This window comes from Microbacterium kunmingense (assembly GCF_023155745.1).
In the GTDB taxonomy this organism is placed as follows: domain Bacteria; phylum Actinomycetota; class Actinomycetes; order Actinomycetales; family Microbacteriaceae; genus Microbacterium; species Microbacterium kunmingense.
In genome coordinates this window covers 25,536-44,998 of sequence record NZ_JAKNUS010000007.1, presented here as the reverse complement: position 1 = coordinate 44,998, position 19,463 = coordinate 25,536, and the positions used below count along the sequence as shown (strand labels likewise).

General features: G+C 70.1%; 16 protein-coding genes and 2 pseudogenes. 8 read left to right on the top strand and 10 right to left on the bottom strand.

Going from position 1 to position 19,463, the window contains the following annotated elements; genetic code table 11:
- Position 1: 1 nt before the first annotated feature.
- Both nirB and MA875_RS11355 read right to left on the bottom strand, forming a co-directional pair.
- On the bottom strand, positions 2–2,581 hold the full coding sequence (gene nirB, locus MA875_RS11360; protein WP_248242401.1) for a nitrite reductase large subunit NirB: 2,580 nt from the start codon (positions 2,579–2,581) through the stop codon (positions 2–4).
- A gap of 111 nt (positions 2,582–2,692) precedes the next feature.
- On the bottom strand, positions 2,693–3,607 hold the full coding sequence (locus MA875_RS11355; protein WP_248242400.1) for a formate/nitrite transporter family protein: 915 nt from the start codon (positions 3,605–3,607) through the stop codon (positions 2,693–2,695).
- A gap of 192 nt (positions 3,608–3,799) precedes the next feature.
- Between MA875_RS11355 and MA875_RS11350 the strand changes: the two genes are divergently transcribed.
- Together MA875_RS11350 and MA875_RS11345 are read left to right on the top strand one after the other, a co-directional pair.
- Positions 3,800–4,060 carry an SCO4848 family membrane protein gene (locus tag MA875_RS11350; protein ID WP_248242399.1) on the top strand — a complete coding sequence of 87 codons (261 nt, stop codon included), beginning with the start codon at positions 3,800–3,802 and terminating at the stop codon, positions 4,058–4,060.
- A gap of 110 nt (positions 4,061–4,170) precedes the next feature.
- Positions 4,171–5,742, top strand: a complete 1,572-nt coding sequence (locus MA875_RS11345; protein WP_248242398.1) for a nucleobase:cation symporter-2 family protein — start codon at positions 4,171–4,173, stop codon at positions 5,740–5,742.
- Positions 5,743–5,748: 6 nt separating this feature from the next.
- On the opposite strand, the gene hpxO is transcribed toward MA875_RS11345, so the two are convergent.
- Genes hpxO through uraD form a run of 3 tightly spaced genes read right to left on the bottom strand, consistent with a single transcriptional unit; the run spans position 5,749 to position 7,801 of the window.
- Positions 5,749–6,942 carry an FAD-dependent urate hydroxylase HpxO gene (hpxO, locus tag MA875_RS11340; RefSeq protein ID WP_248242397.1) on the bottom strand — a complete coding sequence of 398 codons (1,194 nt, stop codon included), beginning with the start codon at positions 6,940–6,942 and terminating at the stop codon, positions 5,749–5,751.
- A gap of 3 nt (positions 6,943–6,945) precedes the next feature.
- On the bottom strand, positions 6,946–7,281 hold the full coding sequence (gene uraH / locus MA875_RS11335; protein WP_248242396.1) for a hydroxyisourate hydrolase: 336 nt from the start codon (positions 7,279–7,281) through the stop codon (positions 6,946–6,948).
- A gap of 4 nt (positions 7,282–7,285) precedes the next feature.
- Positions 7,286–7,801 carry a 2-oxo-4-hydroxy-4-carboxy-5-ureidoimidazoline decarboxylase gene (gene uraD / locus MA875_RS11330; protein ID WP_248242395.1) on the bottom strand — a complete coding sequence of 172 codons (516 nt, stop codon included), beginning with the start codon at positions 7,799–7,801 and terminating at the stop codon, positions 7,286–7,288.
- A gap of 171 nt (positions 7,802–7,972) precedes the next feature.
- Here uraD and allB point away from each other — a divergent pair, with 171 nt between their 5' ends.
- The 5 genes and pseudogenes from allB to MA875_RS11305 all read left to right on the top strand — a co-directional run bounded on the left by allB (position 7,973) and on the right by MA875_RS11305 (position 14,260).
- Entirely contained in the window at positions 7,973–9,349 is a 1,377-nt protein-coding gene (gene allB / locus MA875_RS11325; RefSeq protein ID WP_248242394.1) for an allantoinase AllB, read from the top strand.
- Positions 9,349–10,443 (top strand): annotated as a pseudogene (locus tag MA875_RS11320) (acetamidase/formamidase family protein); the annotation flags it as partial. The gene allB and the pseudogene MA875_RS11320, both read left to right, overlap by 1 nt.
- A complete protein-coding gene (locus MA875_RS11315; RefSeq protein WP_248242505.1) occupies positions 10,432–11,730 on the top strand; it encodes an amidase family protein in 1,299 nt (432 codons plus the stop codon). The pseudogene MA875_RS11320 and the gene MA875_RS11315, both read left to right, overlap by 12 nt.
- Before the next feature lie 32 nt (positions 11,731–11,762).
- Positions 11,763–13,016 carry a pyridoxal-phosphate-dependent aminotransferase family protein gene (locus tag MA875_RS11310; protein ID WP_248242393.1) on the top strand — a complete coding sequence of 418 codons (1,254 nt, stop codon included), beginning with the start codon at positions 11,763–11,765 and terminating at the stop codon, positions 13,014–13,016.
- Positions 12,998–14,260, top strand: a complete 1,263-nt coding sequence (locus MA875_RS11305; protein ID WP_248242392.1) for an allantoate amidohydrolase — start codon at positions 12,998–13,000, stop codon at positions 14,258–14,260. Before MA875_RS11310 ends, MA875_RS11305 begins: the two co-directional genes overlap by 19 nt.
- Positions 14,261–14,476: 216 nt before the next feature.
- Here MA875_RS11305 and MA875_RS11300 read toward each other — a convergent pair whose 3' ends face one another.
- Together MA875_RS11300 and MA875_RS11295 are read right to left on the bottom strand one after the other, a co-directional pair.
- Positions 14,477–14,953 (bottom strand): P-loop nucleotide/nucleoside kinase family protein, encoded by a 477-nt coding sequence (locus MA875_RS11300; RefSeq protein ID WP_248242391.1) that lies wholly within the window; start codon positions 14,951–14,953, stop codon positions 14,477–14,479.
- 205 nt (positions 14,954–15,158) lie between these two features.
- Positions 15,159–16,169 carry a hypothetical protein gene (locus tag MA875_RS11295; RefSeq protein ID WP_248242390.1) on the bottom strand — a complete coding sequence of 337 codons (1,011 nt, stop codon included), beginning with the start codon at positions 16,167–16,169 and terminating at the stop codon, positions 15,159–15,161.
- A 283-nt stretch (positions 16,170–16,452) separates the two neighbouring features.
- On the opposite strand from MA875_RS11295, the gene MA875_RS11290 reads away from it, so the two are divergent.
- Complete coding sequence (locus tag MA875_RS11290; protein WP_248242389.1) at positions 16,453–16,947, top strand: hypothetical protein; 495 nt, start codon at positions 16,453–16,455, stop codon at positions 16,945–16,947.
- Between the two features lie 82 nt (positions 16,948–17,029).
- On the opposite strand, the gene MA875_RS11285 is transcribed toward MA875_RS11290, so the two are convergent.
- From MA875_RS11285 to MA875_RS11275, 3 genes and pseudogenes are all read right to left on the bottom strand, one after another.
- A complete protein-coding gene (locus MA875_RS11285; protein ID WP_248242388.1) occupies positions 17,030–17,791 on the bottom strand; it encodes a hypothetical protein in 762 nt (253 codons plus the stop codon).
- Complete coding sequence (locus MA875_RS11280) at positions 17,788–18,369, bottom strand: RNA polymerase sigma factor (protein ID WP_248242387.1); 582 nt, start codon at positions 18,367–18,369, stop codon at positions 17,788–17,790. Before MA875_RS11280 ends, MA875_RS11285 begins: the two co-directional genes overlap by 4 nt.
- Before the next feature lie 109 nt (positions 18,370–18,478).
- Positions 18,479–19,396, bottom strand: a pseudogene (locus tag MA875_RS11275) (ISL3 family transposase); the annotation flags it as partial.
- Positions 19,397–19,463 lie beyond the last annotated feature (67 nt).

Here is a 19,463-nt window from a genome sequence, read left to right as displayed (position 1 = left end):
GTCATCTCCGCACCTCCAGTGTCGTGCCGGCGATGAGCACGCGGGGGTCCGAGCGCTCGGACTCCGTGGCCGGCCGCGGCTGGCCGCGCTCGGCGGTATACGCGAGAGAGGGGTCGGGGGTTATGGGAGCGTTGACGAACGAGGCGAATCGCTTCAGCTTGTCGGGGTCGTCGAGGGTCGCTTTCCACTCGTCTTCGTACGCGCCGACGTGGCGGGCCATCGCGGAGTCGAGGTCGGCGCACAGTCCGAGGCTGTCGTCGAAGATGACAGCCCGCAGTCCGTCGATGCCGCCTTCGAGGTCTTCGAACCAGGGAGCTGTGCGCTGCAGCCGGTCAGCGGTGAAGATGTAATACATCAGGAATCGATCGATTGCGGTGAGCAGTGCGTCGTCGTCGAGACCTTCTGCAAGAAGCACGGCGTGCCGCGGTGTGAAGCCGCCGTTGCCGCCGACGTACATGTTCCAGCCCGCTTCCGTCGCGATCACGCCGACGTCCTTGCCTCGGGCCTCCGCGCACTCGCGGGCGCAACCCGATACGCCGAGCTTGATCTTGTGCGGCGATCGCAGCCCCCGGTATCGCAGCTCGAGCCGGACAGCCATTCCGACCGAGTCCTGCACGCCGAACCGGCACCACGTGGATCCGACGCAGGACTTCACGGTGCGCAGCGACTTTCCATAGGCGTGTCCGGATTCGAAGCCGGCGTCGACCAGTCGCCGCCAGATCTCGGGCAGCTGCTCGAGGCGGGCGCCGAACATGTCGATCCGCTGGCCGCCGGTGATCTTTGTGTACAACCCGAAGTCGCGCGCAACCTCGCCGATCACGAGCAGGCCTTCCGGTGTGATCTCACCGCCGGGGATTCGTGGGACGACCGAGTAGCTGCCGTCCTTCTGGAGGTTGGCCATGACGTGGTCGTTGGTGTCCTGAAGGGTGGCGTTCTCGCCTTCCAGGACGTGAGCCCCGACGAGGGTCGAGAGGATGCTGGCGAGGGCGGGCTTGCAGATGTCGCAACCACGCCCGGTGCCGAACCGGTCGATCACGGTGCTGAAGGTGGTGAGCCCCGAAACCCGCACGGCGTCGAAAAGCTGGCGTCGCGACATCGCGAAGTGCTCGCAGAGCGCGGTACTGAGCGCCGCGCCGGTCTTGGCGAGTTCGACGCCGACGATCTTCTTCACCATCGTCACGCACGACCCGCACGCGGCACCCGCTTTCGTGCACGACTTGACAGCCGCGACGTCGGTGCATCCGTCATCGCGCACGGCATGACGGATCGTGCCCGCGGTGACGCTGTTGCAGGAGCAGACGAGCGCTTCGTCCGGCAGGTCTCCGGAAGCAGCTTCGGCACCGCCCTCGGGCATCAGGTACACGACTGGGTCGCCGCCGAGCGCCGCGCCGACGAGCGGCCGCAGCGCCGCGTAGGAGGAGGCGTCGCCGACCAGGATTCCGCCGAGCAGCGTCTTCGCGTCATCCGACATCACGAGTTTCTTGTAGACGCCGGCCACCGGGTCGGCGTAGACGACATCGAGCGCTCCCGGCGTTTCTGCGAACGCGTCGCCGAAGCTCGCGACATCCACCCCCGAGAGCTTGAGCTTCGTCGATACGTCGTACCCGGAGAACTGCGCGTGCCCGCCCAGCAGGCGGGTCGCCGCCACCTCGGCCATCGCGTACCCCGGCGCGACGAGACCGACGCACGCACCATCGAAGCTCGCCACCTCGCCGATCGCCAGGATCCGGGGATCGCTCGTGCGGCAGCCCGCGTCGATCACGATCCCGCCGCGTGGCTCCACGTCGAGCGACGCGGCCCGCGCCAGCTCGTCGCGCGGTCTCACTCCGACCGTGAACACGACGACGTCGGTGGGCTCCCAGGTGCCGTCCCGAAACTCCAGCCCGACGACCTTGCCCGACGCATCGGCGTCCAGACGGGTCGTGATCGACTCGGTCCGCACCCTGATACCCCGCGACTCGATGAGGCGACGCAGGGCGTCGCCAGCCGCCCGGTCGAGCTGCGCCGACATCAGCCGATCCGACGACTGCACCACGGTGCACGAGACGTCGAGGCTCTGGAGAGCGCCCGCTGCCTCGAGCCCGAGCAGCCCACCCCCGATGACGGTGCCGGTGAGCGGTCGGCCGAGCTGAGCGGATCGAGTTCTGACGAACTCGCGCAGCCGCTCGACGTCGTCCAGCGTGCGGTAGACGAAGCATCCCTCCCACCCGGCGCCGTCGACGGCGACCTTGGCCGCGTAGGAGCCGGTGGCGAGGATCAGGTGGTCGTAAGCGACGCTGAGGCCGTGTGCCGTCGTGACCTGCCGCGCGGCGCGATCGATCGCGGTTACGGCATCCCCGCACACGAACCGCACGCGCTCGTCGTCTATGACGGACCGCTCGAGCTCCAGCTCTTCGACCGACGCGCCGCCGAAGAACGATGTGAGGCCCACGCGGTCGTACGGATGCCGTGCTTCCTCGCCGATCAGCGTGACACGCCAGTCGTCTCCGCTGCGACTGAGCAAACTGTCCACGAACCGGTGAGCGACCATTCCGGCGCCGACCACCACCACGTGCACAGAGGTGGTGTCGGTCGAGCTCATTCCGTCACGGTACGTGGACGCTGTTTCGACGGCGTCAGCGTGATGTTTCCGGTTCTTGACGGTGCGAGGCATCAGGTGTCCGATCGATCCGGTCGCGGGCTGCGGGCAGGTTCAGCCGGTGACGGCGGCAGGCTCGCGAGCTGCGGACTCCGTCGCGGCTGTGGCGACGGCCGGCGCGGTTCCTGCTCCCCTGGGGCCCCGGCGCGGGCGCCGTCCCGACAGGGGACGAGGGGAGGTGCCGCGGGCGTAGGTGAGGTAGAGCGGAACGCCGACGAACGCGAGACCGCCGACGAGGTTCCCGAGCACCGTGGGCAGCTCGTTCCAGATGAGATAGTCCATGATCGTGAAGTCGCCACCGAGCAGCAGCCCGGACGGGAAGAGGAACATGTTGACGATGGAGTGCTCGAACCCCATATAGAAGAAGAGCATGATCGGCATCCACATCGCGAGGATCTTGCCGGGGACGCTCTTGGAAACCATCGACAGCACGACGCCCATTGCGACCATCCAGTTGCACAGCACGGCGCGAACGAACAGGGTCAGCATTCCGGCGGCGCCGTGTTCCGCGTACCCGACAGTGCGTCCCTCGCCGATGTGTCCGATCGCTTGACCCACCTCGTTCGGCGGCGTCGAGAACCCATTCGTCACGACGACCGCCATCAGCACGGCGACCGTGAAGGCGCCGATGAAGTTCCCCACGAAGACGAGTCCCCAGTTGCGAAGCACGCCGCTGAACGTCACGCCGGGACGCTTGTCGAGCCACGCGAGCGGTGCCAGCACGAACACTCCGGTGAGCAGGTCGTAGCCGAGGAGGTACAGCATGATGAAGCCGACTGGGAAGAGGATGGCGCCGAGCAGCGGCATCCCGGTCGAGACGCTCACCGTGACGGCGAACGCCGCGGCGATGGTGAGGGTCGCGCCGCCCATGATGGAGCGGACGAGCGTGTCCCTGGTTGAGAGCAGCACCTTCGAGGCGCCGGCGTCGATCACCGTGCCGACGAGATCAACCGGCTTGACGTACGTCATGAAGTCTCCTTCGTGTGGCCTGGCAGCTGAAACCAGCCGATGACTGACGGTATGCGCGGGGTGTTTCACGCCGGGGCCCGACAGGTACCCCGCACGTAACTCTTTCCTCACTCAGCCCGATCGCGACTTGTGAGATGTACGCGCCGGCACTGCGCATGTCGGGGCCGAGACCGGCGCGGCGAGGGTGGGCCGATGCGCGCCGATGTGGCGCTTCACGCGTACGATCAAGCGGTGCTCGTGCTCGCGGCGGTCGTCCTCTTCATCAATGCGCTCTTCAACGTCGTCGTGTGGCCGCGGTTCTACCCGCGCATCGCCAACGACCCGCGCGCCCGCGACGCCGGAGGACGGCGCACCGCGTTCTACCGCGTGCACGTCGTGCTGATCACGCTCGCGCTGATCCTCGCGGCGGTGAGTGTCGCGGCCGGCATCGCCCTGCTCGTCACCGCCGGTTGACCGGGTCCGGCGCCCGGCCCGCGTTGCCCGGAGGTTTCCGGGCGTGAACGTCCCGCAACAAGCTCGGCCCCGCGCTTCAGTCGGAGCCCACCACGCCCTACCGTCGACGCATGACCACTGACGCGAAGGCAGGCGAAGCCACGGAGCCGACCGACAAGCAGGCCGCGCGCCGTGCCCGCGCAGCCGCGAACGGCGTCGACACCGTCCCGCCGCTCGCGCGACTGTTCCCGCTCGGCCTGCAGCACGTCCTGGCGATGTACGCCGGCGCCGTCGCGGTGCCGCTCATCGTCGGCGGCGCGCTCGGCTACTCGTCCGAAGACCTCGCCTTCCTGATCAGCGCCGACCTCTTCGTCGCCGGTATCGCCACCATCATCCAGTCGGTAGGGTTCTGGCGGTTCGGGGTACGGCTCCCGCTCATGCAGGGGGTGACCTTCGCCGCCGTCGGGCCGATGATCGCGATCGGTCAGGCCGAGGGCATCCAGGCGATCTTCGGCGCGACCATCGCCTGCGGCCTGTTCATGATCCTCGTCGCGCCGTTCTTCTCGCAGCTGCTGCGTTTCTTCCCGCCGATCGTGACGGGCACCGTCATCCTCATCATCGGCCTCTCCCTCATGCGGGTCGCCACGGGCTGGATCGTGGATGGCTCGGAAGACGGCGCTCCACCGGTCAACGTCGCCTTCGCCGCCGCGACGCTCCTCGTCATCATCCTCATCGAGCGCTTCGCGCCGCGGGCGCTGCAACGCGTCTCGGTGCTTCTCGGCCTTGCGATCGGCACCGTGGCGGCGCTCTTCGTGCCCGGGATGGTCGACTGGTCGGGGGTCGGCGAGGCGGGCTGGTTCGCCCTCATCACCCCGTTCCACTTCGGGCTGCCGACCTTCCAGGTTGCCTCGGTGGTGTCGCTGATCATCGTCGGCATCGTCATCATGACCGAGACGACCGGCGACATGATCGCCGTCGGCGAGATCGTCGACAAGCCCGTGACTCGCCGGCGCCTCGCCGACGGCCTGCGCGCCGACGGCCTCGGCACCGTCATCGGCGGCGTGTTCAACACCTTCCCATACACCGCCTTCGCGCAGAACGTCGGTCTCGTCTCGCTCACCGGCGTGCGATCGCGGTGGGTGGCGACGGCGGCGGGCGTCATCCTCGTGGTCCTCGGGCTCATCCCGAAGATCTCGGCGGTGGTCGAGGGGGTGCCGCGCGCGGTGCTCGGCGGTGCGGGGATCGCCCTTTTCGGGATGGTCGCGGCGTCGGGCATCCGCACGCTGGCGAAGGTGCGCTTCGACAACAAGAACGTCCTCATCGTGGCGATCTCGGTCGGCGTGGCGCTCCTTCCCACGGTCGCCCCGACGATCTACGACCAGTTCCCGCAGTGGTTCACGCTCATCTTCGATTCGGGGATCAGCGCGGGTGCGATCACGGCGATCCTGTTGAACCTGCTCCTGAACACCGAGGAGATGCGGGCGAGCCGAACCGGGGAACCCGCGTTCTCCGCCCACGACGCCGTCCGCGGCCCGGCCGCTGCCGCCCTCGTGCACCCCGAGGCCCAGGGGACCGGCCTCATCCCGACGAAGGTGCTCGACGCCGACCGCCGCGCCGCCGCGGAGACGGATGCCGCCGTTCCCGGCGACGCGATGCCCGAGGAGGGCTCGGGACGGATGCCGCCGGAGTCACCGGCCCGCTGACCCGCCCTACAGCAGCCCCACCCCGAGGTTGATGGGGCTCCCCTCGATGTTGCCGATGATGCCGCGGATGATCGCCGTCCCGTCGGTGCCCCGCAGGCTCTCGTACCAGGCGGCGGTGATCGACGGGTCGTATCCGTGCGTCTCCTCGCCGCGCTTGCGCGCCCGCAGCACCAGCTCGCCCGCCCGCTCGGTGCGCATCTTCTCGTAGCGCCGCAGCGAGTCCTCCACCCCGACGGTGTGGGTGGTGAGGCTGATCGCGAGCGCGAAGCTGTCCTCCAGCGCCGAGCACGCGCCCTGCCCGATGTCGGGCGCGGTGTTGTGCGCGGCGTCGCCGAGGATCGCCACGCGCCCGCGGGTCCACGTGTGCAGGGGGTCGATGTCCCAGATCTCCACCCGGTTCAAAGACTCCGAAGGACGGATGCCGCTGATCAGCCGCCGCACCTCGGGCGACCAGTGCCCGAACGCGGCCTCGAGGGGTGCCACGCCGTCGCCCCGGTCGTAGGGGAGCCCCGACGGCTGCGGGATGTCGAACCAGAAGTAGAAGCGGTCGTCGGCGACGGGCATCACCGCGGCGCGTTTTCCCTCGGCGACCCACGTCGTCCACTGGTCGAGCGGCGCGATCGCCGGCGACGCGTCCACCAGCCCGTTGAAGTTCGTGTACCCCGAGTACCGCCGCTCGACCCGGAAGCCGCCCTCGTCGGCGCGGGTGATCCAGTCGCGGGTGATCGAGCGGGCCCCGTCGGCGCCGATCAGCAGGTCGGCGGTGTCGGTCGACCCGTCGGCGAAGACCGCGGTGACCTTCTCGCCCTCCTCGCGGATGCCGACGAGCTCGCGCCCGAGGTGGATCCGGTCGAGCCCGAACGTGTCCATGAGGAGCGCCTGCAGCTCGGAGCGCGACACCGGGTACGGCCGCTGGCCGGTGTGCGCGGTCACCGGTTCGAGGCTGAAGCGGCACAGCTGATCGCCGGTGTGCCCGTCGTGATAGGCCATGTGGTCCATCCGGCCGCCCAGGCGCGCGACCTCGGCGCCGAGGCCCAGCCAGTTGAGCACCTTCACGCTGTTCGACCACAGCGACAGGGCGGCGCCGACGGGTCGGTTCTGTCGCATCCGGTCGTAGATCACCACATCATGGCCGTGCCGGGCGAGCGCGATCCCCGCGCTCGTGCCCCCGATACCGGCTCCGATGATCACGACCTTCACGGATCAGCTCCCTCGGTAGGTGGAATAGGAGAAGGGGCTCAGCAGCAGCGGCACATGCAGGTGGGTGTCGTCGGTGACGCGGAAGGTCACCGTCACCGACGGGTAGAACGTCTCCACGCCGAGCCCCGCGAAATACGCGCCGGTGGCGAAGGTCAGCATGTGGGTGCCGTGGTCGAGGAACTCGGGCCCGAGGCTGAGGCGCCCGTCGAGGTCGGTCTCGCCCGACGCGACCTGCACGATGCGAGGTTCGTCGCCCATCTTCGACAGGACGACGGCGACTCCGCTCGCGGGGAACCCGGTGGAGGCATCGAGGATGTGGGTGGTGAGCTGGCTGGTCATGGCCTCATCCTGCCGCCACGCGATCCGCCGTCACGGTCTCGCGCAGACGCAGCAGCGCGATCTCGTAGAGCTCTCCTGCCGCCTCGGCGACCTCCGACTCGGCGGTGTTCGCCAGGCGCCGCTCGAGCTCGGCGAGCATCTCCTCGGCGGACCGCCCGCGGGCCCGGATGAGGAACACCCGCCCGAACCGCGCCTCGTAGCGGGTGTTGCCGGTGGCGATCCGCTGGGCGACGTCGGAGGCGGCATCCGTCATCGCGGCCTGCTCGCGGCGCGACGCGGTCGCGGAGGGGTCATCGCCGGTCGCGCGCTCCCCGATACGCGGATGCTGCGCCAGCGCCTGGTCGAGATCGGCGGCGTCCCACGTCGCGGCCTCGGCGGCGGCCGTCTCTTCCAGCGCCTCACGGGTCGGGTACGGACGCCCCCCGACCACCGCAGACACCCACCGCGGGATCGCCGCCCACAGGCTCACCAGATCACGCGCTTCGCCCTCGTCGAGGGCGTTGAAGTCGCCGATGCGCATGACGGTCCTCCCGCGGGGGTGCTGCTGGGGGCCCACGCTACGAAGCGCGTCGGCACGTTTCGGTTTCCCTCGTGTAAACATCGCGTTGCCGCGCCGCCGTTCACACCGCCGAAACGCGGCGGAGGGAGGATGGGGCATCCGCCGCTCGGCGGAACCGACGAAGGAGCGCCGATGGCCTACCCGCGAAGCGCCGGCAGCGGCGTGATCCGCGCGGCGCACGCGTGGGTCGGCGGCCGGTTCGTTCCCGCCGACGTCGAGTTCGCCGACGGGGTGATCACGCGTGTCGACGACCCGTCGGGGAGCGCCCGGGGGGCGCAGATCGTTCCGGATGACGCGGTGCTGCTGCCGGGTCTCGTCGATTCCCATGTGCATGTGAACGAACCCGGCCGCACCGAGTGGGAGGGGTTCCGCTCGGCGACCCTCGCCGCCGCGGCCGGCGGGGTGACGACGATCATCGACATGCCGCTCAACTCCCTCCCGCCGACGACGACCGCCGAGGCGCTCGCGGTGAAGCAGGCGGCAGCCGCGCCCTCGGCGTACATCGACGTGGGGTTCTGGGGAGGGGCGGTGCCCGAGAACCTGGGGCGGCTCGGCCCGCTCCACGACGCGGGCGTGTACGGATTCAAGTGCTTCCTCTCCCCGTCGGGGGTGCCCGAGTTCGGACACCTCGACCGTGCCCAGCTCGCGGCGGCGATGGACGAGATCGCCGCTCTCGGCTCGCGCCTGATCGTCCACGCTGAAGACCCCGCGCTGCTGCGCGACGACGGCCCGCTCGGTCGCGACTACGCCGCGTTCCTCGCCTCGCGCCCCGCCGAGAGCGAGGCCTCGGCGATCGACGGGGTCATCGCCGAGGCGCGTCGCTCGGGCGCCCGCGCGCATATCCTGCACCTGAGCGACGCCGGCTCCCTTCCCGCGATCCGCCGCGCGAAGGCCGAGGGCGTCGACCTGACGGTCGAGACCTGCCCGCACTACCTCACGATCGCGGCCGAGGAGATCCCCGCCGGGTCGGCGGAGTTCAAGTGCTGCCCGCCGATCCGTGACGCCGCGAATCGCGACCGGCTGTGGGAGGGGATCGTCGACGGCACGATCGACGCGATCGTCAGCGACCACTCGCCCTCCACGCTCGACCTCAAGCGCAGCGGCGGCGGCGACTTCGGGCTCGCCTGGGGCGGGATCTCGGGCCTGCAGGTGGGGCTCTCGGCGGTGTGGACCGAGGCGCGGCGGCGCAGCATCCCTCTTCCGGCCCTCGTGCCGCTCTTCACGACCGGGCCGGCGCGTGTCGCAGGACTCGAGGCGGGCGTCATCGCACCCGGCGCGCCGGCGCACCTGACGGTCTTCGGCACCGACGACCCGTACCCGATCAGAGCGGCGCAGCTGCTGCACAAGAACCCCATCACCGCGTACGAGAACCGCGTGCTGCGCGGTCGGGTACGACGAACGTGGCTGCACGGCCGGTCGGTGTTCGATGTGACCGAGGGCGGCCCGGGCGAGGCGCCGGAGTTCCGCGGGGCACCCGGCGGTCGCCTGCTCTCGCGGGAGGCGGGCTGATGGGGTGGGATGAGAGCATGCCCCCGGTGACGCCCATCCTGCAGCCGGGCGTCGGCGCGATCCCCGGCGACCACTACCTGCGCGCGACCCCCGAGACGGTGCGGTGGGGGCGCCTTCCCTGCGAGACGGATGCGCCGGTGCTGCGGATCCGCTCGGGGGAGTCGGTCACGATCGACACCGTCAGCCACGAGGGCATCCTCGAAGACCACGGCAAAGACCCCCTCGGCTACTTCACCGGTCACGGCGTCGCGCCCGACGCCGTGCTCGAAGACGCGATCGCGATCGCCGCGCAGCTGTCGCGCGACCCCGCGAACGACGGGCCGCACGTGGTGACCGGGCCGGTCTTCGTCGAGGGTGCCCAGCCCGGCGACGTGCTGCGCATCACGGTCGACAAGCTCGCGCCGCGCGTGCCGTACGGCGTGATCTCGAACCGGCACGGCAAGGGCGCGCTGGTCGGAGAGCTTCCCCGCGGGGACTGGCACGTGAGCGTCTTCACCCCGGTCGAGGAGCGCGACGGCCGGCTCTTCGGGCTGCTGCCGATCGTCGACGACGGCGAGCGGGTGGTGTCCTTCCCCCTCGCGCCGTTCCTCGGAACCATGGGCGTCGCCGTCGCGGGGTCGGAGCGCCCCCACTCGGTGCCGCCCGGACCGCACGGCGGCAACATCGACATCAACCTCCTCGTCGAGGGGACGGCGCTGTACCTTCCCGTCCAGGTGGAGGGGGCCCTCGCCTACGTCGGCGACCCGCACTTCGCGCAGGGTGACGGCGAGGTCGCGCTGACGGCGCTCGAGGCGTCGCTGCGCGCGACGCTGCGCTTCGACGTGATCCCGCGCGCGCAGGCGCTCGCCGAGTTCGGCGAGCTCGCGGGCCCGCTCGTGCGGACGCCCGAGTACCTCGTGCCCACGGGCCTTCACCCCGACCTGAACGAGGCGATGCGCCGGTGCGTGCGCGCGGCGCTCACCCTCCTCGAAGCGCGGTACGGCATGGCCGAGCACCTCGCCTACGCCTACCTCAGCGCCGCGACCGACTTCGACATCTCGCAGGTGGTCGACATCGTCTGCGGTGTGCACGCGCGCATCCGGGTGTCGGATTTCGAAGGACGGACGGATGCCGCGGGCCCGGCGCCGCACGAGATCGCCGCCCCCGCGGCCGGAGACGGCCCCTTCGACCGCACCGTCTGGCGCACCGTCGGCGATCCGCTGTGGCAGGGCGCGTGGGAGGGACCCCTCGCAGGACTCACCGTCGCCGTCAAAGACCTCTTCGCCATCGCCGGGTACCGGATCGGTGCGGGAAACCCCGCTTTCCTCGACGAGGCCCGCCCCGAGAAGACCACCGCGCCGGCGGTCGCCGACCTGCTCCGCGGCGGAGCGTCGCTGCGGGGCATCGCCCGCACCGACGAGTTCGCGTACAGCATCGCCGGCGACAACGCCCACTACGGCACCCCGCCGAACCCGGCGGCCCCCGACGCGCTCCCCGGAGGCTCGTCGAGCGGACCCGCCGCCGCGGTCGCCCTCGGCCACGCCGAGGTGGGCCTGGCCACCGACACGGCCGGGTCGATCCGCGTGCCCGCGTCGTACCAGGGGCTCTGGGGCCTGCGCACCACCCACGGCCTCGTCCCCCGCCAGGGCCTCGTACCCCTCGCGCAGTCGTTCGACACCGTCGGGTGGCTCGCCCGCGACGGCGAGACCCTGCAACGGGTCGCCGACTGGTGCCTGAGCTACGACTCGTCCGAGTCGACCGAGAACGTCTTCGGCGCCTCCGACGACGACCTCCCCTGGCGCTTCGTCGTCCCCGACGAGATGCTCGCCGCCGCCGCGCCCGAGACGCGCGCGGCTTTCAACGCGCTCGTCGCACGCCTGCTGGAGTCGGATGCCGCAGACGTCGACACCGTCTCGATCGGCGACCTCGACGAATACCTCGTCCCCTTCCGCACGGTGCAGGGCGCCGAAGCGTGGCGGAACCACGGGGAGTGGATCGAGAAGCATCCGGGCGCGCTCGGGCCGGCCGTCGCGGAGCGCTTCCGCGCGGCATCCGGAATCACCGCGGCGGAAGAGCGCGACGCCCGCCGCGCCCTCGCTCCTCTCGCCGCGCGCCTGCAGGCGCTCACCGCCGATGCGGTGCTGCTCATGCCGACCGCGCCCGGGCCCGCGCCGCGACGCACCGCCGCGGGCGCCGACATCGACGCGGCGCGCACCGCGACCCTCCGCATGACGACACCCGCCGCGGTCGCAGGCCTGCCGTCGCTGTCGGTGCCGCTCCTCCGAGTGCCCGCCGTGGGAAGCGCCCCCGCGCCCGTCGGGGTCTGCGTAACCTCGCGCGCCGGCACCGACGTCGCGCTTGTCCGGCTCGCCCGCCGTCTCGCCGAGGCGGTTCAGGAATGACCAACCCCCGGCCCACTGACTCAGGACGCGCCATGACCCACCTCCCCGGACCTATCGCCCCGCCCCCGCGCCTGCTCATGGGCCCGGGTCCGATCTCGGCGTACCCGAGCGTGCTCACGGCGATGTCGGCGCCGCTCGTCGGCCAGTACGACCCCTTCATGACCGCGACGATGACCGAGACGCAGGCCCTTTACCGGCAGGTGTGGCGCACCCGCAACGAGGCGACCGTGCTCGTCGACGGCACCTCACGGGCAGGGATCGAGGCGGTGCTCGTCTCGCTCATCCGGCCCGGTGACCGTGTGCTCGTCCCGATCTTCGGGCGGTTCGGGCACCTCCTCGCCGAGATCGCCGAGCGTGCGCTCGCCGAGGTGCACACGATCGAGACCGAGTGGGGGCAGGTGTTCCCCGACTCGGTGATCGAGGAGGCCGTCGTGCGGGTGCGCCCGACCCTCCTCGCGCTCGTGCAGGGCGACACCTCCACGACGATGAACCAGCCGCTCGCCGGGGTCGGCGAGATCTGCGCCCGGCATGGCGTGCTGTTCTACACCGATGCCACCGCGTCGCTCGGCGGCAACCCGTTCGAGGCCGACGGGTGGGGACTGGATGCCGCGACCGCGGGCCTGCAGAAGTGCCTCGGCGGCCCCTCGGGGTCGGCGCCGGTGACACTGTCCGACCGCGCGGTGGAGATCATCCGGTCGCGGAAGCGCATCGAGGCCGGCATCCGCGAGGAGGGCGACGAGGCGGCATCCGATTTCATCCGCTCGAACTACTTCGACCTCGGCATGATCCTCGACTACTGGGGGCCCAGGCGCCTGAACCACCACACCGAGGCGACCTCGATGCTCTACGGCGCGCGCGAGTGCGCCCGGCTGCTGCTCGAAGAGGGCGCCGACAATGTGCTCGCGCGGCACGCGCGCGCCGGCGCGGCGATGCTCGCCGGCGTGCAGGGCCTCGGGCTGGTCGTGTTCGGCGACGTCGCGCACAAGATGACCAACGTCGTGGCCGTCGAGATCCCCGACGGGGTGGTCGGCGACGCGGTGCGCAGCGACCTGCTCGAGGACTTCGGCATCGAGATCGGCACGTCGTTCGGGCCGCTGCACGGACGGGTGTGGCGGATCGGCACGATGGGGTACAACGCCCGTGAGGACGCGGTGCTGGTGACGCTGGCGGCGCTCGAGGCCGTGCTGCGCCGGCATGGGGTGGCGGTGCCCGCCGGCGGCGGGGTCGAGGCGGCGACCGATGTGTTCCGGGGCGCGGGGGAGACCGTGTGGACCGCGCACGCGTGACGCGCGCGGGGGCGATGACGGCCGCCGAGCGGGTGATGGCGCGCTGTGACGAGCTCGCGCGCATCAGCGGCGCCGAGGGCGGCATCGAGCGGGTGTACCTCTCGCCCGAGCACGCGCGGGTGAACCGGCTGGTGGCGGAGTGGATGCGCGAAGCGGGGATGACCACGAGACAGGATGCCGCGGGCAACCTCATCGGCCGGCTCGGCGCGGCCGCCGGCGAAGCGGCGGCGCTGGTGCTCGGATCGCACCTCGACACCGTGCCCGACGCGGGCCGGTACGACGGCATCGCCGGGGTGCTCATGGCGATCGAGGTGGTCCGCGCGCTGCGCGCGGAGGCGCTGCCGTTCGCGCTCGAGGTCGTGGCGTTCTGGGACGAGGAGGGCATCCGATTCGGCCGGGCGCTGCTCGGGTCGTCGGCGGCTGCGGGCGTGTGGGACCCGACGTGGTGGGAGCTGCGGGATGCCGCGGGCACGACTCTGCGCGAAGCCTTCCTCGACTTCGGTCTCGACCCCGGGCGCATCGGCGATGCGGCGCGTCGGCCGGACGACCTCGTCGGGTACCTCGAGGCGCACATCGAGCAGGGCCCCGAGCTCGACGAGGGCGACGAACCGTTGGCCGTGGTGTCGTCAATCGCGTCGGCGCGGCGGTTCCGGCTCGACATCGCCGGCGAGGCTCGGCACGCGGGGGGAACTCCCTACGACCGTCGGCGCGACGCGCTGCTCGGGGCGGCCGAGATCGCGCTCGCCGTGGAGCGCGTGTGCCGCGCCGAGCACCATATCGTCGGCACGGTCGGCGAGCTGCAGATCCACCCGGGGGCCATCAACGTGGTGCCCGGCGACGCGTACCTGTCGCTCGATCTCCGCGGCGAGTTCGACGGTGACCGCGACCGGGTGTGGCGGGTGATCCAGGACGAGGTGGCCGCTGTCACCGCGCGCCGGGGTCTGACGTGGTCGGCGCGCGAGGTGCACGAGGCGTCAGCGGTGTTCTGCGACCCGCTGCTGAAGGACGTCGTCAGCGACGGAATCCGGTTGGCGTTACCTGGTCGGACGGGGGAGGCGCCGACGCTCTTCAGTCGGGCGGGCCACGACGGCATGGCCTTCGCGGCGGTGACGGGCGTCGGGATGCTCTTCCTCCGGAACCCCGACGGCATCAGCCACCACCCCGACGAGGCGGTGTCGGCCTCCGACGTCGACCTCGGCATCCGCGCGCTGACTGCGGCGGTACGTGCCCGGGCGGTGGCCTGATCGGCTCGGGGACAGCGGCTGACCGCGTGCCCCTGTTCGTCGCGGATGGGGCACCATCGTCGGGCACTTCGTCGGGCGGGTCATACGCGAATCGGTGATTCTCCCGGTGCGCTCACGTCTGGACGTCGGAATTCCGATTCGGCGACGCCACCCGCGCGGCCGGCATTTTCCGCGAACGCGATACGACTGAGGCCACCACGCCCGCTCGCGGACCCCTTATTGCGTCGGCGGCGCGCCGAGGACCGTCAAGGGACCTTCGTCGGCGCTCGGGGGCTCGAAATGGTCGAAGTACTCCGCAGCGACGTTGTAGGGAAGCGCGTAGTCGTCAGCGTGCTCGTGGCTGCGTGCGCCCAGCCGTTCCAATGCGACTGATCGCGGCGTCGCTAGATAGATCGTCTCCGGCACCACACCAAGCGGGCTCAGCAACTCCCGATACGCGAGGCGGGCACGCTTGGACCAGAACGAGTAGTCGAGCACCACGTCTGTGCCGGCCGCGACGAGCGCGATGAGGCGAGCGCGGAGTTCCTGCTCGATCTCGTCGTGCACCTCGTTGGATAGGGGCATGGTTTGAATCCCACGTCGCCAGGCTTCCTGATCGAATGAAAGGCGCACCAAGCCCTCCGCTTCAAGCCGCCTGGCGACGGTCGACTTGCCAGAACCCGCTGGCCCGCACATCAGAACGACTCTGGTCACCACTCCGACGATAGCCCTCGGCCGATCGGGGTCGATCTGTGCGCCGCCCCAGTTTCGGCAGGCCGATGCATCCCGGACCGGTAGTCCGCGAGCCGGCCGAGCACTTCGCGAAGGATCCGTCCGCGAGGGGACCGTTGTTCGTGCGCGAGGGCATCAGCGTGAGGTTCGCGGCGGTCTGAGCCTGCGCAGAGCATCACGACAGCGTTCAGTCGTCACCCCGACCGTCGATCGCGGCGCAGAGCGTCGCGGCCAGTTCGATCGCGCTCCGCGCATCCTTCGGTGAGACGAAGATTCGCTGGCCGAGCTTGAGCGGTGAGTTGGGAACAGCGCGAAGATACTTGTCATCCACGCGGCCGTCCGCATGAACGTGCGCGTGGCGCGCAGCCCAGAGGCGCTTGAGCGCCGCCCAATCGATACCCGGGACGTCGCGCGGGTCGGTGCCGAGCGGACCGAACAGATCAGCCAGGTCGTCGAGCCGCTGGAAGACGTTACCCCTGCCCTTCAATGACGCGGCGGCATCCGGCACGCGCCGGCGATACTCGGAATCCGCGAATGCCTCCACGGTCCCGACCACACGTCCAAGCGTGTCAACCGCGATCCGGTCATAGACGCCCTGTTCGCGAAGCACAGCTCGCTGCTCCGTAGGAATGTCGTCGAGCGCAGCCAGCTTCACCCGCTCGGCAGCAAAGGCGTCCTCTGCCACGACGGATGCGCTGAGCGCGCCACTGACCGGGCAGAACCGGTGCTCCCCGAAGACGGCGTAGCGCACACCGCACTCGAGACACGTCCGCTCCCGCACGAGTCGCTCTTCGTCGATACCGGGTAGGGGCTGGGGGTAGAACGGCTTCGATCGATAGGTGACTTTCACAAAGCGGTTACTCCTGGTTGACCGTGCCATGGAGCCGAAGCTCTTGCTGAGGGCGTCTGATAGCAACTGCATCGCCGCGTCCTGCGCGACGCGCATCACACGGTCGCGTTGCTGGGCGGTCATGAACTCGCTGTGCCCTTCTCGATGACCGCAGTAAGGGCAGGTCAGATTCAGGTCGTCGGGGAGCGCGTCGTAGTCCTCACCGCGCATGCGAAAGATCTGATGGCAAGCCGGGCACTCGCGCCCGAAGTAGCCATGCTCGTCGTACGGAATCGAGATGCTAAAGCGCTCGTGACCGGAAGAGTCTCGACCTTGGTACGAGGCGCCGTCTGCCGTTCTGAAGCTCACGCAGCGATTCTCGCCCAACCTACCGACGTGACCATGCCCGAACCGCCGGACTCTCGTGGGCGTATGCGGACCGGTCTACGCTCGCTGCTGTGCATCCGGCCGGCCCTCAAGGTGGGTGGGTCCAATCCTAAGGCAGCTCCGCTGCCGTGCGTTGCTTCAGGCATCGCGTCATCGTCTCGAATGCGCTGGACCGCTCGCGGACAGTTCGCCTACCGCCGAGTCATCGCCTGGTCAGATGGGGCCGCCGCGCTGTGATGTCGGCGCTCTCTGGAAGGATCGCAACATGGTCGACGATGGCTGGGGCGAAGGACTCGAAGAGGCGCGCGGTCGGTTCCGGGCGCTTGCGGCAGACCACCCGTCCAAGGTGGTGACCGCGTTCAACGACTTGTTCCACGAGGAGGAGCGTGCGATCGCGCTGCTGGAGCTGTTCGTTACGCCTGAGGCGCGGGAAGATTGGGGTGACTTCTCAATCGCCAGCCAGTTCTTCCTGGACCAGGTGATCGCGGTCTCAACGCGCGCGCTGCGGCCCATCGACGCAATCGACATCGCGTACGTGAAGGTTGTTCCCGACACGGGCGTCTATCTGTCCGAGGTGCCGCGCGATGACGTGCTCGGGTACGTCAACCTGGTGTGGCGGCCGGAACTGCACGGGTGGCGGATTCATTCGATTGGACAGCCGGTGCCGAGCTACATGCTCCCCCGGACCGACGAGGCCGGAACTGCGCCGCGTTATGACACGGACGTGGCGGTCGAGCCCCCTCCCGCTCCTGCGAGCTGAGCACGCCCAATAACGGCGCAACGCGCTGAGCGATGAAGGACCGGCTGACGGGCTCCCCCGTTCGCCGTCGCGCGGGTGACCTCTAGTTGCCGCCGACCTGGAATGCGCCGATCTGTGTGGTGCCGTCGGATTCGTAGACGGGGATGTGGCGGACGACGCCGGCGTTGGCTTCCTGCCAGCGGAGGGCGTCTTCGGGTGATGTGAACGATTCCGCGGCGGTGGTGCCGTTGGCGTCGTTGAGGTCTGTCCGCCAGACGTACCCCGGCTGGTTGTCGGTGGTCATGACCGCGATCAGGTCGGGTTCGCCGTTCTCGTTGATGACCCCGTAGGTGTACCCGTCGGCGTTGACCGCCCACTCGGTCGTCTCCGCCAGCACCCAGGTCGCGGTCATCGACCACACCGCATCCGGACCGGTGACGATGCCGACCTGGTTGCCGGTGACCGCATCGGCCGGGACGACGTACGTGGACGGGTTTGCACTGTCGGACGCGGTGCTGCAGGTGACGGATGCGCCGTCGTCGAACCTGAACGTCCCAGGGGTGAGGCAGGTCAGTGACACCGCGACCCCGGTCGTATCTGCCGGCCGCTCGCCGAGTTCGAGCGCGCCGGTCCCGGTGAAGGTGCCGGAGGTGGTCTCGGCCAGTTCGGTGATCTCGGTTCCGCCGGGGAGGGGGATCAGTCCGGTCGCGGCGGCCGCGGCCGTGCCGCCCAGGACCAGGGTCAGCGTGATCCCGCCGGCGAGGAGCGCGCGGCGCCGCTTCGGCCGGGCGGTGGTGTTCACGTGTTCCACGAGTCGGGCCCGGAACGCGGTCGCGAACTCGGGACTCATCTGGGTGGTGTTCATGTCGCCTCCTTCGAGAGGTACCCGGCAAGGGTGTGGTGCCCCAAACGTTGCTGCAGGTTGTTCCTGATCCGGTGCATCCGCGTCCGCGCCGCCCCCGGCGACACTCCAACCACGACGGCGGCATCCGTGATCGAGTAGCCCTCCGCCGCGACCAGGGCGAACAGCTCCGCATCCGCCCGGCTCAGCGTGCCCATCGCGGCCGCGAGCTCGCCGTCGGCGACAAGCCCGTCGAGGGCGGCATCCTCCGCCGACGGTGCAATGGTGCTGTGCGGCAACGTGTCGAGCAGGGTCCGGTAGCGGCGCTTGGCGCGGTCGAGGTTCCAGCACGTGTTCGTCGTCGTCGCCAGCAGCCACGGCAACGGCGACCCCTCGACCAGCCGCACCTGCCGTCGTCGGCGCCACAACTCGAGGAACGCCACCGCGGACGCATCCTCGGCATCGTGGACGTCCTGCAGGATCCGGTACGCGTGACGGAACACACGGTCGCGGTGCAGATCAAAGATCAGACCGAACGCGCCACCATCACCGGCAGCACCACGCTCCCACAGCGCCCGCTCCGACCGATCCGGCACATCCATACCCTGTACTGTCCACACCCTCCCGATTCGTTACATCCTCCATCACGACGCACAACGCGACATCGCCGACCCGCGTCGCGCGGAGGTCGAGCCCTAGGGCGTGTTGATCAAGAGGTTCCGCTCCTCGGTGGGTGAGTCTTGAACGGTGACGCGACAGGAGATCGTAGAGCGGGTCGCCCTTGAGCCCGCGGTGACCGGTGGTGTCCTGCTGGACGCGGCGACGGCAGACATCGAGCGCATCACCGGCCAGCCGGACCACGTGGAAAGGATCCATGACGGGGACGGCGTCGGGGAGCTCTTCGGCGGCGGCGGTCTTGAAGCCGGCGAACCCGTCCATCGCGACCACCTCGATCCGCTTGCTCCACTCCTTGGGCCGTCCGGCGAGCCACTGCTTGAACACCGCCTTCGAGCGGCCCTCGACCATGTCCAACAGCCGTGCCGGGCCCGTCTTCTCGCGGGCTGGGGTGAGGTCGATGATCACGGTCACGTACTTGTCGCCGAGCCGGGTGTGACGCCAGACATGCTCGTCGACACCGATCGTGGTCACCCCATCGAACCGGGTGGGGTCGTCGATCAGTCGCCGCTTGCCTTCGGCGAGGACGGCGGCGTTCGCGGCGCTCCAGGACACTCCGAGACCGGCGGCGACGCGGGACACGGTGAGATGGTCGACGACGATGCCCCGCAGCGCCCACTCCAGACCACCGCGGGAGATCTTCGTCCTCGGCGTCGCCGCCTTGCTGGCGTCCTGCCGCCATGTGCGCCGGCAGTGCGCGCACCGATACCGGCGCACCCGCACCAGCAGAGTCGTCGGCCGGTGGCCGAACGGCTCGTGCGCGAGCCGGCGCGTCACCGTGTCCCGCGGCGCGCCCTCGGCGCCGCATTTCCGGCACCACGGGTCATCGTCGACGACGCGGCACTCGATCGTCGCCCGACCCGGGTCGAGCAGCTGGCCCACGGCGACCAGCCCGAGCTCGTCGAGGCGGCAGAACGTGGTCAGGTCAGGGGTCGCGAACGTAGGGTGGAGCAAGTCGAGGTCTTTCGGGATGGCAAGCGTGAAGAACTTCCATCATCCGGGAGACCTCGACCCCTACCCG